Annotated in this window: 19 protein-coding genes and 1 CRISPR repeat array; of the genes, 3 read left to right on the top strand and 16 right to left on the bottom strand. The window is 25.4% G+C overall.

Features of this window, described 5'->3' with window-relative positions:
* Positions 1 to 83: 83 nt before the first annotated feature.
* Complete coding sequence (locus tag ACFIJ5_RS09655; protein ID WP_379806445.1) at positions 84 to 1,430, top strand: sodium-dependent transporter; 1,347 nt, start codon at positions 84 to 86, stop codon at positions 1,428 to 1,430.
* 594 nt (positions 1,431 to 2,024) lie between these two features.
* On the opposite strand, the gene ACFIJ5_RS09650 is transcribed toward ACFIJ5_RS09655, so the two are convergent.
* The 5 genes from ACFIJ5_RS09650 to ACFIJ5_RS09630 all read right to left on the bottom strand — a co-directional run bounded on the left by ACFIJ5_RS09650 (position 2,025) and on the right by ACFIJ5_RS09630 (position 5,439).
* Positions 2,025 to 2,321 (bottom strand): hypothetical protein, encoded by a 297-nt coding sequence (locus ACFIJ5_RS09650; RefSeq protein ID WP_379806443.1) that lies wholly within the window; start codon positions 2,319 to 2,321, stop codon positions 2,025 to 2,027.
* Positions 2,322 to 2,747: 426 nt separating this feature from the next.
* Positions 2,748 to 2,942, bottom strand: coding sequence for a DUF896 domain-containing protein (locus ACFIJ5_RS09645; RefSeq protein WP_379806441.1), 195 nt, complete (start codon positions 2,940 to 2,942; stop codon positions 2,748 to 2,750).
* Positions 2,943 to 2,962: 20 nt separating this feature from the next.
* Entirely contained in the window at positions 2,963 to 3,916 is a 954-nt protein-coding gene (locus tag ACFIJ5_RS09640; protein ID WP_379806439.1) for a DegV family protein, read from the bottom strand.
* A 124-nt stretch (positions 3,917 to 4,040) separates the two neighbouring features.
* Positions 4,041 to 4,814, bottom strand: coding sequence for an ABC transporter permease (locus tag ACFIJ5_RS09635; protein ID WP_379806437.1), 774 nt, complete (start codon positions 4,812 to 4,814; stop codon positions 4,041 to 4,043).
* A 4-nt stretch (positions 4,815 to 4,818) separates the two neighbouring features.
* Positions 4,819 to 5,439: an ABC transporter ATP-binding protein gene (locus ACFIJ5_RS09630; protein ID WP_379806435.1), complete on the bottom strand. Its 621-nt coding sequence runs from the start codon at positions 5,437 to 5,439 to the stop codon at positions 4,819 to 4,821.
* A 459-nt stretch (positions 5,440 to 5,898) separates the two neighbouring features.
* Here ACFIJ5_RS09630 and ACFIJ5_RS09625 point away from each other — a divergent pair, with 459 nt between their 5' ends.
* Positions 5,899 to 6,297, top strand: coding sequence for a SatD family protein (locus ACFIJ5_RS09625; RefSeq protein WP_379806433.1), 399 nt, complete (start codon positions 5,899 to 5,901; stop codon positions 6,295 to 6,297).
* Here ACFIJ5_RS09625 and ACFIJ5_RS09620 read toward each other — a convergent pair.
* Positions 6,271 to 7,131: a DUF3307 domain-containing protein gene (locus ACFIJ5_RS09620; RefSeq protein WP_379806431.1), complete on the bottom strand. Its 861-nt coding sequence runs from the start codon at positions 7,129 to 7,131 to the stop codon at positions 6,271 to 6,273. The two genes, ACFIJ5_RS09625 and ACFIJ5_RS09620, sit on opposite strands and share 27 nt — an antisense overlap.
* Position 7,132: 1 nt before the next feature.
* Positions 7,133 to 7,897 (bottom strand): SatD family protein, encoded by a 765-nt coding sequence (locus ACFIJ5_RS09615; RefSeq protein ID WP_379806429.1) that lies wholly within the window; start codon positions 7,895 to 7,897, stop codon positions 7,133 to 7,135.
* Between the two features lie 298 nt (positions 7,898 to 8,195).
* On the opposite strand from ACFIJ5_RS09615, the gene ACFIJ5_RS09610 reads away from it, so the two are divergent.
* Positions 8,196 to 9,176 carry a 3D domain-containing protein gene (locus ACFIJ5_RS09610; RefSeq protein WP_379806427.1) on the top strand — a complete coding sequence of 327 codons (981 nt, stop codon included), beginning with the start codon at positions 8,196 to 8,198 and terminating at the stop codon, positions 9,174 to 9,176.
* Between the two features lie 409 nt (positions 9,177 to 9,585).
* A CRISPR array of direct repeats spans positions 9,586 to 10,206; the repeat unit is 30 nt; unit sequence ATTTAAATACATCTTATGTTAATGTTCAAC.
* 1,061 nt (positions 10,207 to 11,267) lie between these two features.
* Here the strand turns inward: ACFIJ5_RS09610 and ACFIJ5_RS09605 are convergent.
* From ACFIJ5_RS09605 to csx2, 9 genes are read right to left on the bottom strand one after another with little or no spacing between them, the layout of a single operon-like run.
* The gene (locus tag ACFIJ5_RS09605; protein ID WP_379806425.1) at positions 11,268 to 11,726 is read right to left on the bottom strand and encodes a hypothetical protein; all 459 of its coding nucleotides are present in this window, start codon (positions 11,724 to 11,726) and stop codon (positions 11,268 to 11,270) included.
* 10 nt (positions 11,727 to 11,736) lie between these two features.
* Positions 11,737 to 12,648, bottom strand: a complete 912-nt coding sequence (locus tag ACFIJ5_RS09600) for an RAMP superfamily CRISPR-associated protein (RefSeq protein WP_379806423.1) — start codon at positions 12,646 to 12,648, stop codon at positions 11,737 to 11,739.
* On the bottom strand, positions 12,632 to 13,423 hold the full coding sequence (gene csx7, locus ACFIJ5_RS09595; protein ID WP_379806421.1) for a type III CRISPR-associated RAMP protein Csx7: 792 nt from the start codon (positions 13,421 to 13,423) through the stop codon (positions 12,632 to 12,634). Before csx7 (ACFIJ5_RS09595) ends, ACFIJ5_RS09600 begins: the two co-directional genes overlap by 17 nt.
* Before the next feature lie 11 nt (positions 13,424 to 13,434).
* Positions 13,435 to 14,160, bottom strand: coding sequence for a type III CRISPR-associated RAMP protein Csx7 (csx7, locus tag ACFIJ5_RS09590; protein WP_379806419.1), 726 nt, complete (start codon positions 14,158 to 14,160; stop codon positions 13,435 to 13,437).
* A gap of 13 nt (positions 14,161 to 14,173) precedes the next feature.
* Positions 14,174 to 14,557, bottom strand: a complete 384-nt coding sequence (locus tag ACFIJ5_RS09585; protein WP_379806417.1) for a hypothetical protein — start codon at positions 14,555 to 14,557, stop codon at positions 14,174 to 14,176.
* On the bottom strand, positions 14,550 to 15,761 hold the full coding sequence (locus tag ACFIJ5_RS09580) for a hypothetical protein (protein ID WP_379806415.1): 1,212 nt from the start codon (positions 15,759 to 15,761) through the stop codon (positions 14,550 to 14,552). Before ACFIJ5_RS09580 ends, ACFIJ5_RS09585 begins: the two co-directional genes overlap by 8 nt.
* Positions 15,762 to 16,295, bottom strand: coding sequence for an RAMP superfamily CRISPR-associated protein (locus ACFIJ5_RS09575; protein ID WP_379806413.1), 534 nt, complete (start codon positions 16,293 to 16,295; stop codon positions 15,762 to 15,764).
* A gap of 20 nt (positions 16,296 to 16,315) precedes the next feature.
* The gene (locus ACFIJ5_RS09570) at positions 16,316 to 18,322 is read right to left on the bottom strand and encodes a Cas10/Cmr2 second palm domain-containing protein (protein WP_379806411.1); all 2,007 of its coding nucleotides are present in this window, start codon (positions 18,320 to 18,322) and stop codon (positions 16,316 to 16,318) included.
* Between the two features lie 7 nt (positions 18,323 to 18,329).
* Entirely contained in the window at positions 18,330 to 19,712 is a 1,383-nt protein-coding gene (gene csx2, locus ACFIJ5_RS09565; RefSeq protein WP_379806409.1) for a TIGR02221 family CRISPR-associated protein, read from the bottom strand.
* Between the last annotated feature and the right edge of the window lie 42 nt (positions 19,713 to 19,754).

Raw genomic sequence — 19,754 nt, 5'->3', positions numbered from 1 at the left:
AAAATTCAGATTATAGCCGGCTAACTTAAAGTGATTTTCAGATGGAATGTAAACAAAATTAAATTTATTAAGGAGGTTTTTTAATGAGAGACAAGTGGTCTTCAAAAGTAGGATTTATTTTAGCTGCTGCTGGTTCAGCAGTAGGTTTGGGAAACATATGGAAATTTCCATATAGTGTTGGAACTAATGGTGGTGGAGCTTTTGTAGCTTTATATTTTATATTTTTAATATTTATAGGTGTTCCACTTATGTTAGCTGCAATAACTTTAGGTAGAAAAACTCAGTTATCTGTGTTTGGTGCATATAAGAGTATAAATAAAAAATGGTCATTTGTTGGTGGCTTAGGAGTTATTTGTGGTTTCTTTATATTAGCTTTTTATTCCACAGTAGGTGGATGGGTTATATATTACCTAAAAAATGCTTTATTAGGAACTTTAAATACTACAAATCCTGATTTACTTGGAAAAACTTTTGAAAATCTATTAAATTCACCTATCGAACTTATTTCTTATCAATTTATTTTCTTATTATTTACTATGTTAATAGTGTTAAAAGGAATTAGTGGAGGAATAGAAAAAGCTTCTAAAATAATGATGCCAGCACTATTTATAATGCTTATAGTAATTGCATTTAAAAGTGTTACATTAAAAGGAAGTATGGAAGGAATTAAATTTTTACTTACACCGGATTTTTCAAAGATAAACATGCAGGTAGCTATGAATGCTTTAGGTCAAGTTTTCTTTTCGTTAAGTATAGGTATGGGTGTTATGGTTACTTACGGAAGTTATTTAGGTAAAAAAGATAATATACTAAATACAGCTATTTTAATTCCAGTAATAGATACAGCTATAGCTTTAATAGCAGGTTTTGCAACTATACCAGCAGTGTTTGCTTTAGGATTTAAAGTTACTGAAGGTCCTGGACTTATGTTTGTTACTTTACCAGCAGTATTTGCATCTATGCCAATGGGACATATATTCTGTATAGTATTTTTCTTATTAGTTTTATTTGCTGCATTAACTTCATCTATATCTATGTTGGAAGTATGTGTATCTTATTTTGTTGATGAGAGAAACAAGAAAAGAAAAACATCTACTGTAATAATAACTTTATTAATATTTATAATGGGAATACCAGCTTCACTATCTATGGGTGTGTGGAAAAACTTAGATTTAATAGGAGGTCTAAATTTCTTTGATCTCTACGATAAACTAACTACAAATATACTTTTAACTACAGGAGGATTTTTACTTTGTATATTTGTAGGTTGGGTGTTAAAAGCTGAAAACGCAGTAAAAGAAATAGAAATTTCAGGGAACAAATTTAGATTAGCACCTGTTTGGAGTTTCTTAATAAAATATGTTGTCCCTGCTGCTGTTTTCATAATACTAATTAATTCATATAAAGAATTTATTTTATTGATAATTTAAAGAATTTAAAATAGGAAAAACTAACATTTTGAATATTACAAAATAAAACTTATTAAATGTGATAAATATCTATATAAATAGTTAGCAGAAAGCTTTTAATTTTTGCTTTAGCAAGTTTCAGTGCAATGAAAGCACTAGAAATCTAAAAACCGCCTGCTATTCAGGTGTGATTAAGTATTTAAGCAAAAACATCACCTTTCTGATATAATGATGATTGTTCAAGCCCCTCTTTTAGGGGTAGTTATGACTAGTTATTTAAATCAATTTTCGCAGGAGAAAAAATACTACCAGCGAAGGGAAATGATATCTTGCGTAAGAAACATTTGAACAAGCAACACGTTACAAGTTATGTATATTGCCAGCAAATAAAAATTGTATAAGAACAGTAATCTTTGAACGACATTTACGTGCTCTTAGCTTTACGAATTTGAAAAAAGTTATTTTTAAATTACTAATTCCTACGGAATATTAATTTAAAAATCTTTTTTCAATATGAGTAAAGCTTAGAGCACGTTATGGAAGTGAAGGATTACTGTTCTTATGATAATTTTTATTTACTGGCTTCATACACTTATGGCAAAGACTTAAAAAATTCTAATTATTTGGTTTTGTATTCTGGTGAATATTATTAATACCATCTACTAAGTCATGTACAAAATTAGCTCCCCTACTTATTAATACACCTGTTAGAATCATACCTAAAATAGGTGTACGTAAAGGCATTCCTATCATTTGAAACAAATCTACTTTAGCACTAATTGATAAAACTAATCCTGTAACTAAAGCCCCTATTCTATCTATGCTTAATTTACCCTCTTGCCATAACATTTTACAAGTTTCCCATACAGCTTCCCCTATTAAGGCTAAAATAACTAAACTTAAAATATTCATATATATTCCCCCATAATATATAGGCTTTTGTTTAATTATATGATTTTTATGTAACATTTATTTTAGTTAACTGTGAATTACTAATGTATTTTGCCAGTAAATAAAAATTGTATAAGAACAGTAATCTTTGAACGACATTTACGTGCTCTTAGCTTTACGAATTTGAAAAAAGTTATTTTTAAATTACTGATTCCTGCGGAATATTAATTTAAAAATCTTTTTTCAATATGAGTAAAGTTTAGAGCACGTTATGGAAGTGAAGGATTACTGTTCTTATGATAATTTTTATTTACTGGCTTCATACACTTATGGCAAAGACTTAAGAGATATCATTTCCCGCAGCGGCTGTTTTTCACCTGCGAAACAAATAAAAACCAGAAATACTTTTTCAGTATTTCTGGTTTTAAATATTATTATCAACTTCAACTAATTTACGTAGTTAGTTGGTTTTTTATCATTTTTTTTTACTTTGTTTAACTCCATCTTGAAATTTCCTTTAATAACATCAATGTAATATCTTCTAAGTTTTTTCTGTTCTTTTTTCTCTTCCTCAGTTAAACCTTCATTTTGACTTTTGTGATATAAAAAATTTATTCTTTCTATAACTTTTTTGAAATCCATGGTGTCCTCCTATGTTTGTATTAATTATTATTTTTAAATTTCTTTAAAAATTTATTTTTCTTTTCAACTATGTTGTGCATCTCATTTATTATTAAATTATCTTTTTGATGTCTTTGTTCAACGAAATACATGGAAAGTGCACCTAGACCCACATGTGTTCCGACAGCAACACCCATTTGCATGATAAAAATTTCTCCTGTAAAATTTGCATCTTTAATAAGTTTATTTTTTAGATTTTCTGCAAGAGTTATATCTGATGTATAGCCAATTATAATAAAATCTGTAATAACATCATTTTTTCTAATTATAAATTGTTCAACATAGTGTTTAAGTACTTTTTTTAGTCCACGTTCTTTTGCAACAATTGCACCTTTCCCATCTTTCATACTCATTATAGGCTTAATTCTTAAAAGCTTTCCAACAAATGCACTAGCATTAGATAATCTTCCACTTTTAATTAAATGATCTAAATCGTCTACACAAAGAAAATGTTTTACACTTGTTTTATATGTTTCATTAAAGTCTACTAATTCTTCAAAAGTAGCTCCCTTCTCTTTAAGAATTGCACTTTTTAAAACTAACCAACCACTTCCATGGCTCATACATTTTGAATCTAAAATGTGAATTTTAACAGTTGAATTTGGCATTTCCTCAAAGAAATAGTCTTTAGCAATTACAGCAGATTGATATGAACCGCTAGTACCACTTGACATACAAATACAAAGTATTTTTGTATAACCATCTTCAATTGCTTGTTTCATTATATCTAAATACTCAGTGGGAGATGGCATTGCAGTGGTTGGATATTCTGCTAAATCTTCAATAATATTATAGAATTCGTTAGGATCAATATCTATTCTATCACGATATTTTTTCCCTTCTATATTAATAGTTAATGGTGCTAAACTAATATTATATTTTTCAACAACATCTTGTGACAAATCACAGGTTGAATCAGCTATAATTTTTATCATATGTATCCTCTCTTTCATAAAGAAATAAGATTTAATTTTTTATTTAAGTTGTTAGATAAATATTATCATAAATTTTAGATAATATACAATTATAATATTATCTAAAAACGTACATAATATAAGTTTAAATTGTTAAAATATCATATTCATCAAAAGCTTTTGATGCTGTAAATAATATAGATAAAATCGCAGTGAAATATCTTACTATTAAAATAGCTATCATTATAGCTATCTGATATTTTATGGCAGTTAATGGGATTGCTCCTCCTAAAATTTGACCCGTCATCATTCCTGGCAAAGATACTAAACCAATTGTTTCTATTGAGGCTATTGTAGGATTTACTGAAGCTAAAATAGCATCTCTAAAATAAGGTGTTAATGCTTCTAATTTATTTCCACTTAGACTTAAAGAATAAAAGTACTCATTTTTATTTTGTTTTATTGATCTATAAAAATTATTTATACATACTATATTTCCACGAAGACTGTTACCTAAAAGCATACCTCCAATTGGAATTATAAATTGTGCATCAAATAAACTATCTAACTTTACAACAAAAGTATTAAAAAATAGTAATACAAGTACATTTGGAATTATAAAAGCTAAAAATAGTGGAACAATAAATTTCTTCATATTAAGATTACAAGATTTAATAGATGAAAAGCTAGCAACTAAAATCATAAAAATAAAGTAAGAAAGATTTATAAAAGAACTATTAATCTCAAAAATATATTGAAGAAATATACCAACCAAACTAAGTTGTATAAACATTCTTATTATAGAGTAAAACATGTTTTTATTAATTTTTATATTTAATTTGTGATTAATAATAACAATAGGTAATATTAAAATAAACAAACTTAATATAGAAAGATAAGTAATATTATCTACATTCATATTGTTACCACTCCTCTACTCGCACAAGATTATTTTCTGTCCAAATTTTATCGTGGGAAATTATTAAAACAGTTTTATCCTGTTTTAAAACGTAATTTACTACTTTTTCTTTCATATATTTATCTAATCCAGAAGTAACTTCATCTAGGAGCCATACAGGTCTATCCAGTAGTATACATATGATTAAACCTAATCTTTGTCTTTCACCTCCAGAAAGCTGTTTAACTTCTTTTTCAAGAGTATCTTTGGGAAGATTAAAGTATTCTACAAGATGAGTTATTTGCTCTTTAGTAATTTTTATATGTTTATTACAATTATAAGAAAAGATTTCATCTATTAAATCTCCAATTTTACCATTTTTAAAATCTACATCTTGACTTACATATCCAATATTTTTACGAAAATATACAAGAGTTTTCTTTTCTAATATCTTATTATTAAATAATATAGTTCCCCTATCAATTTTTTGAAAACCTAAAAGTAATTTAAATAAGGTTGATTTACCTTTACCAGAAGGAGCATTTAAAACAATTTTTTCTCCTTTCAGTACATCCATATTAAAATTATCAAATATTATTTTATCTTTAAATTTTAAATTTATATCTTTAAACTGAATTAATGTCATAATGCACCTCTCTATTATTGACTAATTCAACTTTCGCAGGTGAAAAATAGCCGCTGCGGGAAATGATATCTTGCTTAGAAACCTTTCACTTCAGTAACAAGTTCTAAGCTTTACTCATATTGAAAAAAGATTTTTTAATTAATATTCCATAGGAATCAGTAATTAAAAAATAACTTTTTTCAAATTCGTAAAGCTAAGAACTTGTAAACTTTGTTCAAATGTTTCTTACGCAAGATATCATTTCCCTTCGCTAAGCAGTATTTTTTTATTGTGAAAGTTGAGTAACTAATTTTTATGCATTCACCATTATACAACAAAATTCATATTATATAAATATACATTCTATGAATATAAATACTATTTTATGTTCATACTTTCAAGTGTGAAAGTAAAGATTTTAATCTTAACTCTTTTGAAGTAAAGATTAAAATCTTTACTTTGGATTGAGTGGAGGTAATAATGAGCTACTGTACTTTAATTTGTGATATCAAATCATCAAGAAAATTAAAAAATCGAGAAGAAATACAATATAAAATTATTAACATGTTAAAAATAGTTAATGAAAATTTTAAGGATATTATAGTTTCACCATTTATAATAACCATAGGAGATGAATGGCAAGGACTTTTAAAATATCCTTGTGACTACAAAGAAATAATACTATTTTTCAAAAAATCTATTCCAGATATAAAATTTTATACAGGAATAGGTATTGGTAATGTATATATTCATAACTTTGAATTAACTGTAAATCAACTTGACGGTCCTTCATTTTATAGAGCACGAGATGCTTTGAAATATGCTAAAAGAAATAAATTACCTTTAGTTATTTTATTTGATGACTGGGACAATATTTAAAGTTTTTATTATAATTCCTCCTATTATTGCTGCAATAAAGCTAGTAAATGTACCAATTAAAAAATATTCCGCAAAACTACTATCGTCTAACTTTTTGAACCTAGCAATAGATTTACCTGTGAGTACAAATCCTATCATTACAGGTTGTCCCATTGTCATCACAAGTAATATAAAAATTCTTTCTATTATACCTATTAAAAATCCACCGTTTTTAGCTCCTAAACTCTCATCTTTTGCTTTTTTTATTATAATTCCTCTATCTATTATTTTACTATATTCTTTTAAATTTATATAATTTATAAACTTTCGAATAAAAATTCCTATACCAAAAGTACACCATAGAAAAATAATGATTAATATTAACCATCTATCTAACAGTGTTATATTATTAGGATAATTGTTAAAAATACTTGTTAATTTCATTGAAATCATTTTAGTATTAAAATCAAATGAGAGTAGAATTATCGTTATTATATGTAGTATCTGATCTATTATAAATACATGGATATTATTATTAAAGGAAGGTTTAAAATAAATTGATAAGGATTTTGCCTCGTCTATAACAAAATGAATTAAAAATATAAAAAGTGAAATTTTAAGATAATGAGTAAATGCAATAGATTTATCCAAAATAATATATATTATTAGAACAATTATCATACCAATGAAATGAATTAAACTGTGAAGTAAATTTCCAATTAAAGAGTCTTTCAATACTTTGTGCAGTACAGTCTTTTCTGTTTTAAATCTCATATACAAAATAGATTTACCTTGAAAAACAAAATCGCAAAGTAAGTGTACTATGATAAATAATAGTACAATTCGTATATGCATTCTAACTTCCTCCCCTAATTTTACAATATAAATCTAATAATGACTGTATCATAAAATCATTATTGTTAATGACAAAGTAATTAGCATCATTTAACTTTTGACTTATACTAGCTTTAGAAATTTCTGGCCTGTTTTTAACTATATTATTGTATGATCCTACTTTTTCATAAAGATCTATAATTTCTAATTGCTTATTTGTAATTTTACTTTTTAATACTTCATTATTTTCAATTAATGTATTTATAATATTATTTATAGATAATGAACATAATGATTCTTCTTCTCCAGTAACTGCTACTTCTCTAAGTATAGGAGTAGTTAGAGTATGATTAATAAAATTAATATTTTCACCATTAAAGTATATTCTATTTTTTTTACTATTTAAGTTTTTACTATAAAACCTATTATTGTTTTTGGATATATTTAAAGCTTCTCTAGCCTTTACAAAACATTCTCCATCCATAAGTCTTGTATCATCATAAATTTTTGTACTAATACTTCCTATTCCAATTCCTGCGTAAATATCAATATTATATTTTTTTAGCAACCTTTGAAATTTATCTATGATACAATAACTTTTGTTAGGTTCCTTTAAGACAATTTGCCATTCATCTCCTAAGGTCATAGTTATTGAAGATGCCAAATCTTCTTTAAAAGTATTATTTACTTCTTTTATATAATTGTTTAAAGTTTCTTGTATAGCTTGTCTATCTTGCAATTTTCTTGAGTTAACTATATCAATATTTATAACACTAAATATGTTCATAACATCACCCTATAATTATTTTAATATAGATACATTATATCACATAGTTAATGATTTTTATGAATTTTTATATAAAATTTTTACACTATTTGGAAGTCAATTTGACAATTTATATTTGTTAATGTATACTTAACGATATTATTAGATTAATGGTTACAATATAGTTACAATGTTATTACAGTATAGTTAATTTTGATAAATAAACTTTTTAATAAAAAGTGAAATCAAATCTTATTATTCAGCATATATATAAATAAAAAAGGAGGCGAATATTATTAATTTTACTGGTATAAAAAATATGAAAAAACAATTAATTCTACTTGTGACAATCATAGTTATAGGCATAATAATTGCAGGAGTATATATACCAAGAAAAAAATTAACAGTTATTATTGATGGTAAAAAACAAATAATAACAACATATAAAGATACAGTTAAAGAAGTTTTACAAAATGAAAAAATCAAATTGGATTCTGAGGACAAAATCACACCTTCGCTAGATTCAAAAATAGCTAATCATCAGAGCATAACAATAAAAAAAGCTATTCCTGTTAAAATTTCTGTAGATGCAAAAAATATTTCATTAAAATCTTCAGAAGAAAATGTTGAATCATTACTAAAAATAGAAGGAATAACTTTAGGAAATGAAGACAAGCTTATGCCAAGTAAAGACACAAAATTGTCTAAAGATATGGAAATCACAATAACAAGAGTTAAAACAAAAACAGTTAAAGAATCAAAACCAATTGCGTTTAAGACAATAGTTCAAAACAAAGCAGATTTACCAAACACTACAAAGAAAACAGTTCAAGAAGGAACTACTGGAGAAAAACAAATTTTAACTCAAATTGTGTATGAAAACAACAAAGAAGTTTCAAGAAAAGTTGTTAGTGAAAAAGTTGTAAAAGCTCCTGTAAACAAAGTAATTCACAAAGGCTCTGCACCTAAAGCTCCTGTATCAAGAGGAGGATATGCTTCTTCTAGTTCAAGAGTAATTAATGTTAAATCTACTGCGTACTCCCCTATTAATGGAGCACGTGTGGCTTATACTGCTTCAGGAATGCGAGCTGCTAGAAATCCTGGAGGTTATAGTACAATTGCCGTAGATCCTAGAATTATTCCTTTAGGAACAAAGGTTTATGTTGAAGGATATGGTTTAGCTATTGCTGCAGATACTGGTACTGCTATAAAAGGAAACAAAGTTGATGTTTTCTTTAATACGTACAGGGAAGCCTGTAGATGGGGAGTAAAATACGTTAAAGTATATATACTTAAGTAGAGTATAAAGTAAAAAGTTTAAAGAACAGATATTGAAAGATTTTCAAAAGCTAGCTTTTGAAAATCTTTTTTTACTATTTAAATAAATTCAACTTTCGCAGGTAAAAAATAGCCGCTACGGGAAATGATATCTTGCTTACAAACCTTTCACTTCAGTAACAAGTTCTAAGCTTTACTCATATTGAAAAAAGATTTTTTAATTAATATTCCGTAGGAATCAGTAATTAAAAAATAACTTTTTTTCAAATTCGTAAAGCTAAGAACTTGTAAACTTTGTTCAAATGTTTCTTACGCAAGATATCATTTCCCTTCGCTAGAGAGTATTTTTGTTCTCCGAAAGTTGAGTTAAGATATTAATTAAAGAGGATGTAGAAAACTTTAATTTTTCTACATCCTCTTTAATATTTTGAAGTTTAGTACATCATATGTTAATGTTCAACGAAGGAGCTGTTGTATTTGGAATTGAGTATATAAAATTTAAATACATCTTATGTTAATGTTCAACTAGAGAAAAAAATATTAATTTTTTTAAGATATTAAAATTTAAATACATCTTATGTTAATGTTCAACGAGTGGTAACAATGCATTTAGGTTATGCGTGTATAAAATTTAAATACATCTTATGTTAATGTTCAACACGATATTACCAAAGTTTTTGGCCATGAATAAGAGATTTAAATACATCTTATGTTAATGTTCAACGTATAATTTCAATAATCACAAATGGGTAAAATTCTAATTTAAATACATCTTATGTTAATGTTCAACGCCGCTGGACTTTACACGGCGCGTTTACATCTGCTCTATTTAAATACATCTTATGTTAATGTTCAACATGGAAATGCTTGAAAAATTTTTAAAATGTAAATGATTTAAATACATCTTATGTTAATGTTCAACTGTATTTGAAAATGTAACTATAAGAGATATAACAGAATTTAAATACATCTTATGTTAATGTTCAACAAGAATATGAAAATAAAGAAAATAAAGTAGATTAATTTAAATACATCTTATGTTAATGTTCAACCATAGTAAAATAGCCATTTCTTAAAATTAAGAAAATCACAAACCCATTGATATTTCAAGGTTTTCAAAAAATTTTACCAACCGATTTCTATTTTTTCAAAATCTAACGTTAAAACACTTTTAAGGCCAGTGATTTGAACACTTTAACTAGGTTTCAATTTTTATTACGGTTGGGAAAAATCTAAAAAATAATACAATCTGTGTATCAATAAATTCTATGAACAGATATTTTAAAAGTTCCTGAAAAGAACAAAAACTTTTTAATTTAATCTGAACCTAAAGAAGCAATTTCACCACAAAAATGGTTAACATTTGTGAAATTCTCTATTCTGAATTTCACAAAACACCTCTTCTATTTCCCAAATAAAAAGTATTATTAGTGAATGGTCTATTATGTATACTACTATCTTCTCTTTCATATCGGTCTTGGTCTTTACTTAAGGACAAGCCTTTATAAATGGCAACAGAGGGTGAACCTGCCTTGGTAAAGGTTAGTCCACCCAATTGACCCTAGAGGAATACCACAGCTTCCCCTTTTAGGGGGCAGGGGTTTAAAATTAAAAAAATTGGACATAGCTTAAAGTTTACTACTCGTAAGGAATACCTGTGAGAGTAAAGTTTAAGCTTGTCCAATTTATCCTTTATATACATGATCTTAAAATTCCCAATTAAAAATTTAAGATATTGTACTATTTTCAAAATACTTAATACATCCTATGTTACTGTTCAACAAATCTTGATTCAAGTAGAAATATATTAAATGCTCTATTTAAATACATCTCATGTTACTGTTCAACCATAGTAAAATACCCATTTTTCAAAATTAAGAATATCACAAACCCATTGAAAATAAAAGATTCTATTAAAATTTTCCAACTGTTTTTTCTTTTGAAAAGCCTTTTAACAAAATATTTATAAAAGTAGTTACTTCAATGTTTTAGTTAGTTTTTTATTCTAATGTGGTTGGAAAATTTTTATTTGAATTGTGCCTATAAAACCCATTTTCTATTTTCCAAACTTTAAAAATGTTTTTTCTGTATCAATGTACATCTATATGACGCTCTAAAATTTATAATTTTTTAAAGCATTCCATCTTTCATCAATTTTGTTTACATTTAAGTTTGCATTATTTCCCTTAACTACTTTTTCCGAATTAGTATTTTTCTTATTTTTTTTAAGTTTAGAATTCATTGAAATTTTTCTGGCCCAACTCATAACATACTTAAATTCATTAAAACTTAAACAATCGTAATCTCTATTTTTTATTACCACTTTTTCATTTTGTTTTGATATACATAATATATCATTTAATAATTTATGCATTTCATATTGTGCATTCTTAAATCCACTAAAATTATTTAAATTATTATTAGCAATATAAATATATTCTAACAATTCATCTTTACCTTGATTTTTTTCTTCTACACTCTGTATCATACTCAATATTAATCCAATGGCTTCTTGTACTGACAATTCACCTATTTTTTCTGATAATTTTAATAATCTTTTCTTACCATTCATTAGATCACCTCTAATAACTTTTTTGACCATTCTCATTTATTTGCCAATCTGAAATTTTTCTTGCATTTTCATAACTTAAGATTTCTCTTAATTTATTAATATTATCTAAAATTTTATCATCCTGTTTTCCCCATTGACAAGCTAATTCTTTTGCATCAAATTGTTTTTCAATAGTTTCTAATCCTTTTATTTTTCCAATTTCAGCTTTCATACTTTCAACTTTACAACTTCCAAAATACCCAGGTTTATTATACCCTAATTTAAGCTGTATACTTCCATCTAATCCCAAACTAAAACATAACAATTTTAATTGTTCTTTATCTAATTCTTGAAATAACACCTCTCCCTCAAAACAAGAATTTGGTTTCATAGCCTCTACTGGTATTGAACCATTTTCTACACTTTGATTTGTTCCATGATAATAAAATTTAACACCTTTGAATTTTCCATTTTCTTTATAAAATCCTTTTTCAGGATGAGGATTCATTAATTTAGGTACACACTTAGTGTAAGTATCTCCCTTTTTAAACACAAAATCCTTAAAAATAACTTTACTTTTATAAAACATTTCCCCAAAAGTTTTACAAACAATACAATTACATTTCTTATTAGAAACATGTTCTTTTTTAATCATATTCATGTTTCGGTTTTGTCTTGTCTTTATACAACTATAAGAAACACTTTCAGCAATTGTTCTAACTACACCTTTTAAGCTACTCCCAGGTATTAAATATTTATTATTAATTTGATAAAATCTTTTTCTAAGTTTTTTGTTATCTTTCTCCCATATTTCAGCTCTTGCAATATATAGTGGCGTTATAGTTGTTATTTTTAGTTTAATTTTTCCTCTATATAATTCTTTATCCATTACTTTATAATTTTTTTTACCCAATAAAGGTACAAAACTATATGGCTTGCCCATCTAGTTCTACCTCCTTTATTGATTCGCTATTTATTTTTGTATTCTTTAATATTTCTTTCAATTTATTAAAATCACATTCTTTTTTTCTATAAAATCCATTTTTAAATAATCCATATTCTTTAGAAATAATTTTAAAAGTACTAAACTTCATATTACCAAAACCTCTTGAAGTAGATGCTCCAAATGTTACATATCCTTCATTTATTTCTTCTAAAACATATATTATCAACTTTAATTGCCATCTAAAATAATTTTCCATTTTTATTTCGCACTCAAAAGTTCCATCTTCCAAAACTTCTGGATCAAACAAAGCTCCTTTTATTGCTGCACCAGTAATTCTATCTATTCCCACATTAGTTCTTTTTCCTAATTTATAATTACCATCTTTTATAAAAGCATCTTTAAATTGAACTCTTCCTTTAAGACCTAAATTTCCAAACATCTTGCAAGCTGGACAACTTTTCTGATATTTATCTTTGCCTGAATCGTTTTTATTATCATATTTGAATTTACAATTCTCATTATTTTTTTTACTAAATATATCGCAACATTCATATATATTGTATAGAAGTCTTTCTACTCTACTTCTAAATACGCCTTTAATGCTACTTCCTGGCATAACCGGTTCAAGTTTTCCATTATGCATATTTCTTATAAATTGAATATCTGGAATCGTTGGATCAAGTTCAGAAGGTTTACCATCTCTTATTAAAAGTGGTCCATTAGTTGATAAATCAAATCTTATAATACATTCACTTTTTAACTTTTTTAGCATAATTATACCTCCTATTCTAAACCATAATACTTAGCCAAATTATCTTTATTAATTACTTCTACTTTTTTATCTTTCAAAATTATTTGTCCAAGTCCTCTGCTTGTTTTTCCCCCTACTGATATCTCACCATCTTCTAAAAGCTTTATTATCAAATCAAAAAGTTTTTTCTGTTTTTCTTCCAAATTATCTGCTATCATATAAAATGAAAATTTACTTTCTGCTTCAACTACTTCAAAATTATATTTTATTCCGTCTTTAGATGCACCTGTATCTCTATCAATTCCGACACCATCTCTATAACCAAATTTAGCCTTTTCACCAATAAAATTCATATCTTTTATCTGTAATTTTCCTGCAAAATGGTATCCTCCAAATAACTTACAAACATCACAACAACTTTCATAAATTTTTTCTGATAATTGTTTTTCATCTTTAATTTCTTCTTTTAATTTTTTAAAATCTACATCAGTTAAACAACACTTTTCTTTACTTAAAATATCACAAACTTTCCAGTGATTTTCAAATACTTCATTACTTAGTATTCTTTCTACAGTACTTCTAAGTACCCCTTTTAAAGAAGAACCTGGAATAACTGGATTTCCTTTATAATCTTTTAAAACTGGTGAATCTACTTCTGTAGGATCAAACCCTTCATTTCCTTTACCAATAAAAATAGGTACTTTATTTTCAATTATTCCTGTTACAATTATTCTATTAACAAATTTATCATAAAGCATTTTGCCACTCCCCTTATTTACTTTTCACAACTTTAGCTTTCCAAAAAAGATAACCAAAAAATTTGCTTATAGCATCTAACTTTGATTTTTCATCTTTATCAAATTTTACTTCTATTTTTTCAATATAATCTACAATAATGTTTCCAAATTTTTTACCATTATTTTTATTAGGAATTTTATTATTCCACCCATTACCTTTTGTTGTTTTATACTGAATAAGTAACTTTATTTCTTCAGAACAATCAGCATTTTTGCACATATTAGCGATATCTCTAAACTGGCTAGTACCAATTTTTTTTGAATTTCTACTTTTATTATCTTTATTTTCAATAATTTCACAGAAATTATTTATTGATGCCACTTCTTCAACTAACTCAATTATTTCTTTCTTATTCATAAATTTCTCCTTTCAAATGTAATTCATTACAAATTTCAATTTTTCCGAATCCATTTTCTCTTTCAAAACCAAGTCCTTTAACTTGAATCTTACTTAAATCTTTAACTAAATTTGTTAAATCTTCTTTTGTTTTAAATAAAATGGTTGTCCCCATTTTATTTAAAACTACTATATCTTCTCTAATATCATTAAATTCTTTTGATAAATCATATCCTCTATAATTTTCTGTTTCGGTATAAACCTTTTCTATTTCAAAATCAAATTTTATATCTTTTCTTAAAAGTTTCTTCCATCTATCTCTATATTCATTATCTGATAAATAACCATCTACTTTTTCTTTCTCTAAACCTAATTTTGCATTACTCTTAAACAAAATAGGTATATAGTTAAACTTCTCATCATACTCTTTATAATAATCTTCATCTTTAATTCTTTGATTAAATTGGTTTAATTTTTGAATCAAATTTTCTTCTTTACACTTATAGCTTTTGTTATCAACTTCAATTTCAGCTAATCCCATACCTATACTTGTATAGGAACCGATTCTAACAATTTTCTCGTTATCTACTTCTTCCATTACTTTAAGTAATGGTTCAATTCCTTGAATTTCTCCTTCAAAATAATCATTTTTGACCGCTACAATATTATATAATGCACTTTCCTTAGATGTTTTTGTATATTTATTTATAGCATTCCTTGTATAAATTACTTTATCTACTTCAAAAACATTCTTCCCTTTTCTAAATCCATACACTGCTTCCATTCTTCCTGCCATACTTGTATTATCTTTTTCTATACACTTTTTACATTTTATTTCCTTTGGTCTTATTAAAATATCTTTAAAGCCATGCTTTTTATTATATTTACAACTCATAGCTGTAAAAGGTAATATATCTGTTCCTTCTGGATAAAAAAAAGAAAACTTCATATTTGAAAATTCCTTACATGCTTGTGAAAATTTACATTTTTCACATTCTTTTTTGTTTCTATAATAAACCCAGTTACATCTAACCTTATTTTCTTTTTCATTTACCACTTCTTTTTTATTTACTTCATAAATTGGACAATTCTGAAGAATATATTTTGCAAACCCAGCTCTTATTCTATCTCCCGAAATATAAGGTAATGACTCTCTATAATTATTTGTTAAATTTCTTCCTACAACCATTAAAGGAGATTCCATTTTCAATCTTACATAAGTCAATTACATCCCCTCCTTTACATCAACATTTACAAATCCATAGCCTCTACTTTTAGATGAACCAATATTTTCTATCATTTTTATTGATACACGTAAATCTTTTTCATACTTAATTGTTTTTTTATTAAAATATACTTCACAGTATCCTTCAAATTTACCTTTTTCAATAATTTCTTCTGAAAATAATGCATTATCTTTAGCTGTTCTTAAATTTCTATTTATTGAATTATGAAATCTGATTGACGTTTCATAATCACTTATTAATTTAAAATCACTAAAATAAATTCGTGCAGGATTAAATCCTCCAGAACCAAAGATACTACATACAGCACAATTACAATTAACTTTCTTACAATTTTCAGTATCAATTATTGAACTAAAATTTGCTCTTACTATACCTTTTAAAGTTGAACCTGGTATAAAAGGCCTATCATCTTTTTTTACATAACTATTATCTACAAATTCATTATCCTTAACACCTGATTTAATTAACATAGGTGACTTTAGATTAACTTCTATTCTATATTTTTTTTTCAATGTGATTTCCCCCTATATTTTTAAACATATTTCCAAAAATTTAATATATCACTCCATGGAAAATACACTTGTTTTTCTTCATTTTCTTTTTCTATAAATGTACCTTTATCAAATTTATATAATTCTATATTGATTTTTTCAAAAATTTTAGATAAAACCTTTCCTTTTTTAGCATCATTATATAAATAAAATAACATAAATTCAGATATATCCATTTTTTTAGATGCTTCTTCTATCCTTGATATTCTTGAAATATTCACCTTATTCTCTTTGCTTTTTAATCTTGAAACTAATTTTAAAATATCCTTGAAAGTATTATTACTCATTGGTAACATTGATTGTTTAATTTTTTTATTTTGATTTTTTACTAATTCTTTTGATAAATAATTTGATCCTTTAATAAAAGCTATGCTTAAACTACCACTATTTTTATTTTTCAATAATAATTTTCTTTCCTTATCTTTAGCATTTTTTAATTCTTTCTGAGCAATTTCTACTAATTTTCTAATATCATTATTAGATTTACTTATAGCAATTCCAATAGACATAGTTGCATTATATTTGTTACCATTTTCATCCTTTGTTTCATTAATAAATTGATTATTAAAAACCTCTATCAAATCCTTTGCAATACCTAATGCTTTAGATGCTGGTACAATAAAAAATATGTCATCTCCACCAACTGCTATAATTTCAAACTTAAATGTATTTTTCTTATCATCATTATTTTTCAATATTGCCTCATATACTGCTTCATTAGCAGCATTTTGAATTTTTCTACTGAAATACATCATTTCAAATATACTATTAATATTTTGTATTATTGCTCCAATATTATTTCCATCTCCATATATTACTGCAATTTTTTTAGTTTTAGGTTCAATGTCATTTATTGAACCAATTGTTGTAAAATTATATCTTTTTTCTTCTTCTATACCATATTTTTTTCTTATATACTTTTTAATTTTATCATTAAACATTATTTTTTCATTTGATCCTACAATATGTTTATGAAGACATGATCCACAAACATTTTTTATTTCTTCATCAATACTATACGAAGCTTTTCTTATAGAACATAAACTACAAATTTCTTTTTTATTTTTTAATTCATTAGCTTTTATTAAAACAGTACCATTATTTAAATCTATACCCTCTTTTTGATTATTTAACTGACTTTTAGAAACAATATTATTATAAATTTTAAGTTTCTTTCTATTCTCAATTTTAGATTCTAATTTTCTCATTTCTTCTCTATAATTTTTTATAAAATCATAGAGATTACATTTACAATAACTAAAAGCATTTTCTACAGTTAAAGTATATTTATCAAATTTTTTTTCAAATTCAAGACATAATTTAGTTGCTATTTTTTCATTTGGAACAATACACATTACATTACCACCACCAGAATAAATCAAAGACTCATTCATAAAAGCTTTATTTATTATTTCTGGTATTTCTTTTTCAGTTACATAAGTAAGTAATGTACTTGCACCTCTCATGTCTTTTAATTTATTATTTTCAAGATAATATTTTTTAACTTTAAAAGCTCCACCTTTAACCAAAATAATATCAAGTTTTTCTAATAAACTTCTATCTTCCTTTGATATATTTTTTCCTGCAATAAGTCTTACTATTTTATAAGCCTTTTTAAAACTATATTTACCCAAAATAAAATCTATATATATGTTCTTTCTTTTAGTTTTATCTGCACCATCAAAAATACAAGCAAATAAAACATATAATTTTATAACATCTATAAAAGAAGGTTTTTTAGTGGCTATTGATTCTTTCCACGGTATAAAACAAATTTTATTATCATAAGTTAAAAATCTAATCATTTCATCATAAGTTAAATCTTTAATATTCTCATATAAATTTGAAATAATAGCATTATAAGTTTCTATCTTTAAAAAATATTTTGTACCTGTTACTATATCATTCCACACTAAAGATTTTTGAGGTACTTTTTCTATTTTATTCTTATCTTCTTCAATAAATTTTTCCAAATCTAAAGCTTTCATTATCATCTTACTCCTTACACTCACAGCTATTTTTTTTAACATAATTTTTAAAAATAGAGTAACATTTAATTAATTCATTTTTCATTGTATTATAATCTGCTGGATTATCTCTAAAACCGAAATGATTAATATCATTTCTTTTTTCTCTTATCTTATTACACAAATCAACTATTTCATCATCTATTTTATTAGCTATTTGTGTAACTTTATTTTTATACTTTGAGTCTATATTCCAACTATCCGCTATTTCTATTATCAATTGTTCAATGCTATTACTCCTATCCTTATATTTACCATTTTTGCTTTCTTTTTTTATATTTAAAGAACAATTTATAATATTTTCTCTATTATTATAATCAGCATCATCCAATTTATATTTTTTACATAAATATGTTTTTATAGTTTCATCTAACGCAGTATAGCCTTGCTGAATTAAATTATTATCAATACTCCATTTTATTACTGCCATTCCTGTTTTTAAATTATTATCTGAAGAAAATTCAGAAATTCTATCAACAACTTTACTAAATAAAGGCTCTAAAGGTTTTATTAAGTTATTTTCTTTTTTTGAAATATCATCGAGTTTCTCTTTTGAAATATCATCAAGTTTCTCTTTTAACATTTTATAAGCTGTAGCTACAGATTTTTTACAAGAAGATTTTCCATTTGGTACTAATTTGCCTCTGCATGTATATATGTCATTTGTAAAATCATTCAATTTTTCCACAAAATTTTTAATTTTTATAGCTGATTTATCTTCTTCTTTTACCCTAGCTATTAACTCTTCACTAGTTGACAATTCTTTTATCTTTTTACTATTTCCATACTTTAAAAATGAATTTACTGCTTCTGACCATTCAAGTAAATTATCAAAAGAAGTTAGATCAAAAACTGGTGCTACTTCTTGTCCATTTTTTTTAACTTTTGCATCATAAGCTCCATAATATATACCAGCTAACTTTATATTTTTTAATGCCTTTGCATAATTAAGCACAACTAAAACTAACATTGGTATAGACCTAAAACTATGAGTTATATCAAAAATTATTTCATCATCTTCATTAATATTTTTTAAAATTATTTCAAATATGCTCCAAATTTCATCTTCATTTTTACCAGAGGGTATATCTACATCTTTAATTTTAACGTTAGGACAATTTTGTTTTAATCTTTCACTAAGCCTTTTTTCTTTAACTTCCTTATTATACCAATGTTTTTTTCTTGCTTCTTTGGTCAAAAAAATTATAATTTCATCTTCTTTATTCCATGCATTACAAATATCTTTAGTTAAAGCTTCTTGAATATATCTTGTTTCATAAGTTGTTTTAAATTTATAGAAACAAGGTTTATATTCTGTTGTTCCCAATACACTAAAAAATTTTTTCCCCATAACATATTTCCCTCCTAAATACAAAAACCAAAAAATATATTT

It is taken from the genome of Haloimpatiens myeolchijeotgali (assembly GCF_042688525.2).
Lineage (GTDB): Bacteria > Bacillota > Clostridia > Clostridiales > Clostridiaceae > Haloimpatiens.
The sequence above is the reverse complement of the archived record's forward strand: the minus strand, read 5'-3'. Positions and strand labels throughout refer to the sequence as shown.